The organism is Coleofasciculus sp. E1-EBD-02 (assembly GCF_040218245.1).
In the GTDB taxonomy this organism is placed as follows: domain Bacteria; phylum Cyanobacteriota; class Cyanobacteriia; order Cyanobacteriales; family Coleofasciculaceae; genus Coleofasciculus.
This window is the reverse complement of record NZ_JAVJQN010000056.1, coordinates 1-7,965: the sequence shown is the minus strand read 5'-3', so window position 1 is coordinate 7,965 and position 7,965 is coordinate 1. Positions and strand designations below refer to the sequence as shown.

General features: G+C 44.3%; 8 protein-coding genes and 2 pseudogenes. 2 read left to right on the top strand and 8 right to left on the bottom strand.

Annotated features, from left to right (window positions below; all coding sequences use genetic code 11):
• From RIC07_RS09685 to RIC07_RS09665, 5 genes and pseudogenes are all read right to left on the bottom strand, one after another.
• A pseudogene (locus tag RIC07_RS09685) lies at positions 1-663 on the bottom strand (hypothetical protein); the annotation flags it as partial.
• 158 nt (positions 664-821) lie between these two features.
• Positions 822-1,091, bottom strand: coding sequence for a hypothetical protein (locus RIC07_RS09680; RefSeq protein ID WP_446394330.1), 270 nt, complete (start codon positions 1,089-1,091; stop codon positions 822-824).
• A 79-nt stretch (positions 1,092-1,170) separates the two neighbouring features.
• Positions 1,171-1,686 carry a hypothetical protein gene (locus tag RIC07_RS09675; RefSeq protein ID WP_446394329.1) on the bottom strand — a complete coding sequence of 172 codons (516 nt, stop codon included), beginning with the start codon at positions 1,684-1,686 and terminating at the stop codon, positions 1,171-1,173.
• Positions 1,652-2,605: an eCIS core domain-containing protein gene (locus tag RIC07_RS09670; protein ID WP_446394328.1), complete on the bottom strand. Its 954-nt coding sequence runs from the start codon at positions 2,603-2,605 to the stop codon at positions 1,652-1,654. The genes RIC07_RS09675 and RIC07_RS09670 overlap by 35 nt, the downstream gene beginning before the upstream one ends.
• Entirely contained in the window at positions 2,551-3,399 is an 849-nt protein-coding gene (locus RIC07_RS09665; protein WP_446394327.1) for a hypothetical protein, read from the bottom strand. The genes RIC07_RS09670 and RIC07_RS09665 overlap by 55 nt, the downstream gene beginning before the upstream one ends.
• Positions 3,400-3,630: 231 nt before the next feature.
• Here RIC07_RS09665 and RIC07_RS09660 point away from each other — a divergent pair.
• Positions 3,631-4,262, top strand: a pseudogene (locus tag RIC07_RS09660) (Uma2 family endonuclease).
• A gap of 6 nt (positions 4,263-4,268) precedes the next feature.
• On the opposite strand, the gene RIC07_RS09655 reads toward RIC07_RS09660, so the two are convergent.
• From RIC07_RS09655 to RIC07_RS09645, 3 genes are all read right to left on the bottom strand, one after another.
• The gene (locus RIC07_RS09655) at positions 4,269-5,225 is read right to left on the bottom strand and encodes a polyprenyl synthetase family protein (RefSeq protein WP_446394326.1); all 957 of its coding nucleotides are present in this window, start codon (positions 5,223-5,225) and stop codon (positions 4,269-4,271) included.
• A gap of 66 nt (positions 5,226-5,291) precedes the next feature.
• Positions 5,292-6,404 (bottom strand): WG repeat-containing protein, encoded by a 1,113-nt coding sequence (locus RIC07_RS09650; protein ID WP_446394325.1) that lies wholly within the window; start codon positions 6,402-6,404, stop codon positions 5,292-5,294.
• Between the two features lie 2 nt (positions 6,405-6,406).
• Positions 6,407-7,702 carry an eCIS core domain-containing protein gene (locus RIC07_RS09645; protein ID WP_446394324.1) on the bottom strand — a complete coding sequence of 432 codons (1,296 nt, stop codon included), beginning with the start codon at positions 7,700-7,702 and terminating at the stop codon, positions 6,407-6,409.
• A gap of 42 nt (positions 7,703-7,744) precedes the next feature.
• On the opposite strand from RIC07_RS09645, the gene RIC07_RS09640 reads away from it, so the two are divergent.
• The coding region (locus RIC07_RS09640; protein WP_446394323.1) for an eCIS core domain-containing protein at positions 7,745-7,965 on the top strand (221 nt) is incomplete at its 3' end.

Sequence of the window (7,965 nt, the reverse complement as noted above, 5' to 3'; positions counted from 1 at the left end):
CGGATCAATTTGCCTTTGCACCACAGGCGTAATTGATTGCGCTCGTTTCCAGATCTGATGGGGGTGATGGGGGTGATTGGTGTCCAACTGACGCTGAACGGACGCTGAACTATCAGGAGGCGCTGACATTGATATCACCTGAGATGCTACTCGGTCAGCTTCTTGCTCGTAAGGATCTCCTGGCGCTCCTATGGTTAATTTCGTTTGAATGCCAATTTCCTCTAAGTCTTTCCCTGCTTCTCCCGCCTGTTCCTTCTCTTCTTTGGCACAATCAGCACATTGCCGTTGAATCGGGTTTTCTGAGACAGGGGCAAAAGCACTTCTTATTTGGGAAGCAGGGCTTTGTGTTATGGGTGGGGCGGCATCAAACGTTGGTGCCCAGGGTGATTCAGATTTACGCTGTAGCGTTGACCCTTCGACTTCGCTCAGGGTTAACCCTTCGGCTTGCTCCTGTTCTTTAGCTTGGATTCCTCGCATCACATTCGCGGTGAGTCTATCGGCTGAGGCTCTGGAATATTCCCCTATTTCTTGGGATGGGGCAGATGATGGGTTCGACTTGGGTTGAATTGAAAAATGCCCCAGTTTAGATGGACTCTTACCCTTTTTCTGTACCGTGGTTGGAGTCCAGGATGAATTTTTCTTTTGTACGGGTTTATACTCCATGATGCCGCCTCAGTTGCCCGATAATTTAAGGATTGGAGCCGATTCCCTCAAGAATCCTGGGTGATTCTCCGATATGTTACTGCCTGTCCATTCCGAGAAAACGCCGGATAGCGGCTTGACCCAAGACATCTTGAGATGATGGCTAAATCATAAACTATTTAAAGAATCTCCCATTGTTCAGGACTCACAGAAAATTCCCACTCTGCCTGAGCAAGTGCATCCTCAAGTTGGTCATGGTATGTATCTGTTAGCTCGTTTCCTTCTTTGTCAAGATACAAAAGATAGTATTCAACGTCGTCAGGATACTTGACAATTTGCAGACTATCGGGAACAGCAATTTTCTCCTCTCCTCTAAAATGCTGTGTTTTTTCCGTAGGTTGATTTTGTGTTGATAGAATGATCTTCATAAGAATACGATAATCACTCATGGTATTAATGGTTTAAGTTTTCAGTTCCCTTTTACCTGCTACTAAAAGAGCATTTGTGAAAGGCCGTATTGAATGGGTTTCAGCTTTTACACCATTCTATAAATAAATCTTCAGTCGCCAGATCAGGATAAGCATTCTGAACTATTTGGATAAAAGAAGCTTTAAGCTCTACAAGTTGTGATAAAATGTCATTCTTCTTCACTAATTCCTTGTCTGGATTAGGTCTCCAAGCTCCTCTGTAATGATCTCCTCGTTGAGGAACAAAGTCGCGACATTTTACTTCTATGGTGTGAGCGTCTTTTTTTTCATTAAATATGATTGTTTTATTCGTGCCTTGTTCATAGAGTTCTAAATCAAATGGATAATTATCTTGACGAATAGCATTGATCGCTTCGACTAGCTGTTCGAGAATACATGCCAAGTCAGGATAAACCTCTACAGGCCAAGGATCTCGTCCAAAACCACTCATTTTAAAGAAAACCATACCTGTTTCTTCAAGTCTCTCACAGGCAATAATAAATATGCTATTTATGTCAATACTAACATCATGCCTTTCCCCATCAGTTAATGGCGATGGTGAAGGTAATTTCTCCATGTCTCCTCGAATTTCTAGCTGTAGTGTAAGCATAATGTCTGTTAAATGTGTGACCAAATGTGGGCTTACTTTTCCACTCCCAGTTTATGTCATTGGTGTCACCTCCATTTCCCTCTCCTCCACCACTAATGGCAAAAACCTGACTAACTAACCCAGCGAAATCCTCGGCAATATTACCCGTTCCTTCAATAACAACGCTTCCTCCATGTACTGCTGTAGCACCTCCAACCACCGTGGCAGGAGCACCTGCAATGCAACCTATTCCCGTTAAACACAAACTTCCTCCCCCTGCAACTGCACCACCCCCAGCAATCATCTCTAACACTCCTGTGACGATGCCTGCGAGGTCTCCGGCTGTCCTACCCATTTCAAAAGGCCCGCTCCTAGGAAGGGATTCTTCTACTGCTTCTAAGTCTTCGCTGACGCTAGAAGTACCTAAAGAAACTGCCTCTAACACCCAGCGCCCCAGTTCCCCGTTGTTACGTAACCACTGATAGAAAGCTCCTGCAATGAATAAGGCTGCATTACGATTGATGCCATTCATGCCAGAAAGTAGCTCTTGAACCCCACTACGCTCCTGGGAAGTTAGGAGACTTTCTGGGTTACTTTCAGATTGGGAGTGAGATTGCTCTTCCTGAGCTTGCAGATATCCCTCACTTCTCTGGCAAGAAACTATAGTTTGTATTTCTTGTGAATGGATCTGTGAGTTTTCTGTTTGTTCATTCTTGTTGCGTAGTACTTCCTCATTCTGCTGCACCACATGAGTCAACTCATGGGCCGTCAACTCATTATTCCCCGGCGACTTCCCAGCTCCAAAATAAACATCACTCCCATGGGTAAACGCCTGAGCGCCCAACTCCTGATTCATCTGCACCGCTTCACCACCCGTATGCACCCGCACCCCACTAAAATCAGCCAATCAGCCCCAAAGCGCGGTTCCATAAATCCTCTCACGTTCTCGGATAATGGAGAACCTCCACCCTTAGATGCATTTAAACGACTCTCTAAATCCCCAGATGCTTGATTTCCATCGATTTGATTTGCCTGTTGTATCATCTGGCGCATCTGCACACGCGGATCAATTTGCCTCTGCACCACAGGTGTAATTGATTGCGCTCTTTGCCAGATCTGATGGGGGTGATGGGGGTGATTGGTGTCCAACTGACGCTGAACGGACGCTGAACTATCAGGAGGCGCTGACATGGACATTACCTGAGACGCTACTCGGTCAGCTTCTTGCTCGTAGGGATCTCCTGGCGCTCCTACGGTCAATTTCGTTTGAATGCCAATTTCCTCTAAGTCTTTCCCTGCTTCTCCCGCCTGTTCTTCCTCTTCCTTGGCACAATCAGCACATTGTCGTTGAATCGGGTTTTCTGATACTGGGGCAAAAGCACCTTTTAGTTGGGAAGCAGGGCTTTGTGCTAAGGGTGGGGGGGCATCAAACGTTGGTGCCCAGGGTGATTCAGATTTACGCTGTAGCGTTGACTCTTCGGCTTGCTCCTGTTCCTTGGCTTGGATTCCTCGCATTACATTGGCGGCGAGTCTATCGGCTGAGGCTCTGGAATATTCCCCGATTTCTTGGGATGGGGCAGATGACAGGTTTGACTTGGGTTGAATTGAAAAATGCCCCATTTTACCTGGACTTTTACCCTTTTTCTGTACCGTGGTTGGAGTCCAGGATAAATTTTTCTTTTGTATAGGTTTATACTCCATGATACCGCCTCAGTTGCCTGATGATTTACTTATCCCAAGCAAATTGCTTCAACCATTTTGAGGAGTTATACAATTATAGTCAATTATCAAGGGAAAATCTGCACAGGCGATCAGGGTAAGCTGGTGCTAGAGAAGCGATCGCAGTATCCGCCTTGACCCATAATTGCATTTGATACAGGACATCTCGACCAATTATGGAAGGTGCACGTCTTAGCGGAAGAGAATATTGCTATGACCACAACTCTACTCATCCAAACTGAAACCACTCCCTTAAGGATTTCGCTACCCGCGATCGCGCCAATGACTCGCGAGGAGTTCTATGCTTTTTGCCAAGCCAATCGAGACTTGCGTATCGAACGTACTGCGGCTGGAGATGTTGTGATTATGCCACCTGCTTTTTCAGATACTGGAAACCGCAATTTTAATCTGGCTGTACAGCTTGGTATTTGGGCGGAACTTGATGGTACAGGGAAAGGGTTTTGACTCTAGTGCAGGATTTACGCTTCCTAATGGTGCTACGCGATTCTCCTACGGAGACGCTTCGCGAACGCCTGATGCATCTTGGATTAAAACAGAACGGTGGAATGCTCTGACTGAAGCGGAAAAAGCATCTTTTGCGCCGATTTGTCCTGATGCGTGTGATTGAGTTACGCTCGGCGAGTGATACTTTAAGTAGTTTGAAAACGAAGATGCAGGAATACATAGAGAATGGTGTATCTCTAGGCTGGTTGATTGATCGCAAAAATCGCACTGTTTATATCTATCGCCCGAATCAAGAGGTTCAAATCTTGGAGAATCCGGAAGAGGTTAGTGGTGTTCCAGAGTTACTCGGTTTCAGATTGCTGATGGCAAAGATTTGGTGATTTGGGTTAAGTCTTGTCATCTTCTGGTGTTTCCAGTAATAAATCAATATCTCCAAACATCCCGGTTATATAGGATTCCAGCACTTCTCTTCCCTCAGCATTGGGACAAATTTTTATAGCTTCTAAGGCTTGTTCCCGTTCTTTTAGAGCCGCCCATATCAAGAAGCTTTTCGTGTCAATTTTGTCTAATATTTCTTTGATTCGTTCTGCATGAGTAGCGATTTCATTGTCTGTCACTAGGGACAATAGCTCATCTCGTTCTGAGTGATGAGATTCCAACCCATAGAGCAAAGGGAGAGTAATTTTTCCCTGCTTTAAGTCAGTTATACCATCAGGTTGCCAAATGGATTCCATGTCGTTAAGAATTTGTAGAGCAAGCCCCAGATGATGACCAAAAACACCACAAGATTGAATCAGTTCAGGGTTATCTGTTCCCACCATAGCACCAGTAGCACAAGCTGTAGCCACAAAGCCAGCACTTTTCATTTCTACGGTTAACCAATAGTCTTCAACAGTTCGAGTAGTTCCAACTAGCTCTCTATCCTGACCTACTGATATACGAAAAAAGGCATCAATATAGGACTGATTAATTTTGTGAAATATTTTGGGTTCAAGAGATGCTTTGCTCAGGATTTCAAAGGAAAGAATATGAATAGCTGAAGCATAATTCCAAGCTCTAGTGGCGCCGACCTCCTTCCATAGCTGTCCATCTCGATCTTGATCTTCCAAATCATCCAAAATGCGTAGGCATAGACCCAGAGCTAGAAGTGCAGCACAAACATGAATAGCCTCTTTGGCTTCTCCATCAACAGCTTGACAGGAAGCTAATGGTAATATCGCCTCTGGAATCATTGGTTCTTCAAACAATTTGGCTAGTACCACCTTCAATTCTGTCCAAAAATTGGGAATTGAGTTTTGAAAAACCTCTCTAATTTCTGGATATAATGATTTTAAAGAATCCATGTCAATTTACTCAAAATTTACGACCAATTGAGGCTGTGATGGAGCCCTCAACTATTGCATAATTCGTCAGTTTGTGGGATTCCAGACATACTTTCCCTTTTTGTCAATATAGCCTTGCTTTTCACCAATCTTTACCCATGCCAGCCCTTCGATGAAGATACTAGCCCAATCAAACTGGGGTTCTATAACTATCTGCCCAGTTTTGTTGATATAGCCCCACTTATCCTCAATCTTTACTGCTGCCAACCCTTCAGAGAAATTAATAGGTCGCTCCTTAAACTGTGGATCAATAACCATTTTCCCAGTTTTGTCAATATAGCCCCATTTGACATTAGTCATGTTTGGTGGTTTGCTCTCAGCAGAGATCATACCAGTTGCGACAACTGCAAGTCCTTCAGAAAAGTCATAACCTTCATCAAATTGGGGTTCAATAACTATCCGACCAGTTGTATCAATGTAGCCTACTTTGTCTCCAACTCTGACAGCAGCTAATCCTTCAGAGAATTCCCTAACCAAATTTGAAGATGGATTGATTACTATCTGCCCAATTTTGTTGATATAGCTTACTCGCCCATCGAGTCTCACCAATGCTAGCCCTTTAGAAAACTCCCTAGCCTCATTAAACTGAGGCTTGATGACTATTTGCCCCGTCTTATTGATATAGCCCATTTTGCCATCAATATCTACAGCAGCCAACCCTTCAGAGAACCTATATGTTAAATCGAACTGGGGAGGAATAACTAATTTACCCGTCTTATTGATATAGCCCATCTTGCCATCAATATCTACAGCAGCTAATCCTTCGTAAAAGCTATAAGCAGAATCAAAATCAGATTCAATAACAATTTGTCCAGTTTTATCGATATAACTCCACTTATCACCTATTCTGACGGTTGCTAGTTCTTCAGAGAACTGACCAGTTTCATCAAATTTGGGCTTGATAAGAATTTGCCCCGTAGAATTAATATAACCCCACTTACCATTCTGACTGATAGGAAACAGTTGGGAAGGCTCTGAGATTGGCATTTGTGAATGGTTTGATACCTGCATTGCCTGTGGAGAAGTACTCAATATGATTGTCGGACGTTGAGTGCTACAAGATAGCAAACCTAAAATAGCCTGGCATAAAAGCAAAAAAATGATTCGGTTCACCATAAACTTTTTGATATAAAACATCATTATTAGTGGTTGATTCTTTTAATTGTTCCTATATGTTGGGTGCCACTCCGTTTGTTAATTAGATGTTTGTAAATAGATGGCCAACTGTTATCTGTAACACTTACGCATCCCCAAGAAACGTCTCCACGGTGTAAATACTCATCTCCTTGGGGTCCACCTTCAATTCTAAACCACGTTTTGGCATAATTTCCGTAATTATCACCCCCAGCATGAGGGTGATCAGGAAGCCGAAGAGAATATTCTCTATCAAGGGCTATTTTAGGAGCACTCGGATCGTTGGGATTAGTATCTATTGTTGCTCTGGCAGTGCCACCACCATAATCTAATATCCCAGTTTTTTCATTAAAAGTTACCGCTACGGCTCCTCCCCAATTTGTCAAACCAAGGTATCCTGGTTTCAGGCTTGCTTTTGTTCCCTCCCAGGGTCCTTCCAAAATAGTAAAATAATCTCGTTCCCCTTTTTGTTCTTGATATTCAACTTTCAATGCATCAGGAAAACTCCGCTGATTATTTCCTATTAGTCCAACCACCCAACCCTCTGTATTTCCAGAAGAGACACCCAGTATTTCCCCCTTCTTAAAAGTTGTTTGGGGAGTACATCCAGAGATACACCTTCTCAGGGTGTGGGAGTTATCTTTTTTCTGAATATCTACAGCCTTTGGTTCCTCCAAAACCTGTTGCTGAGAAGCTACAATTTTATCAGCCGAATTTTCCCGTTGAAACTGAAGAATCTCCTTGCGGTAAACCGAGGAATCATGACCAGTAGTTCCTCCCAAGGATTGCAGATGGCTCAATACATCACTCTTAGGTGCTATCCCTTCCAGAATCGGTACTTCTTTTAAATTGATTGCCGGTTTCTGAGGTTTCTGATTCTGCCGCTGCACAACACCTGTCTGCTGCACAACATGAGTCAACTCATGCGCCATCAACTCATTATTTCCCGGTTCCTTAAGAGCCCCAAAATAAACATCACTTCCATGAGTAAACGCCTGTGCCCCCAACTCCCGATTCATCTGCACCGCTTCACCACCCGTATGCACCCGCACCCCACTAAAATCAGCCCCAAAGCGCGGTTCCATAAATCCTTTCACGTCCTCGGATAAGGGAGAACCTCCCCCCTTAGACGCATTCAAACGACTCTCTAAATCCCCAGATGCTTGATTTCCGTCTATTTGATGCGCCCGTTGTATCATCTGGCGCATCTGTACACGCGGATCAATTTGCCTTTGCACCACAGGCGTAATTGATTGCGCTCGTTTCCAGATCTGATGGGGGTGATGGGGGTGATTGGTGTCCAACTGAGATCGGGTTCTCCGTTATCGGAGGGCGTGAGAGGATTTATGGAACCGCGCTTTGGGGCTGATTTTAGTGGTGTGCGGGAGCATACGGGTGGTGAAGCGGTCCAAATGAATCGGGAGTCGGGCGCTCAGGCGTTTACTCATGGGAGTGATGTTTATTTTGGGGCGGGGAAATCTCCGGGGAATAATGAGTTGACGGCGCATGAGTTGACTCATGTTGTGCAGCAAAGTGGCTCTAAAGTTCAACCTCAAATAGATGTAAA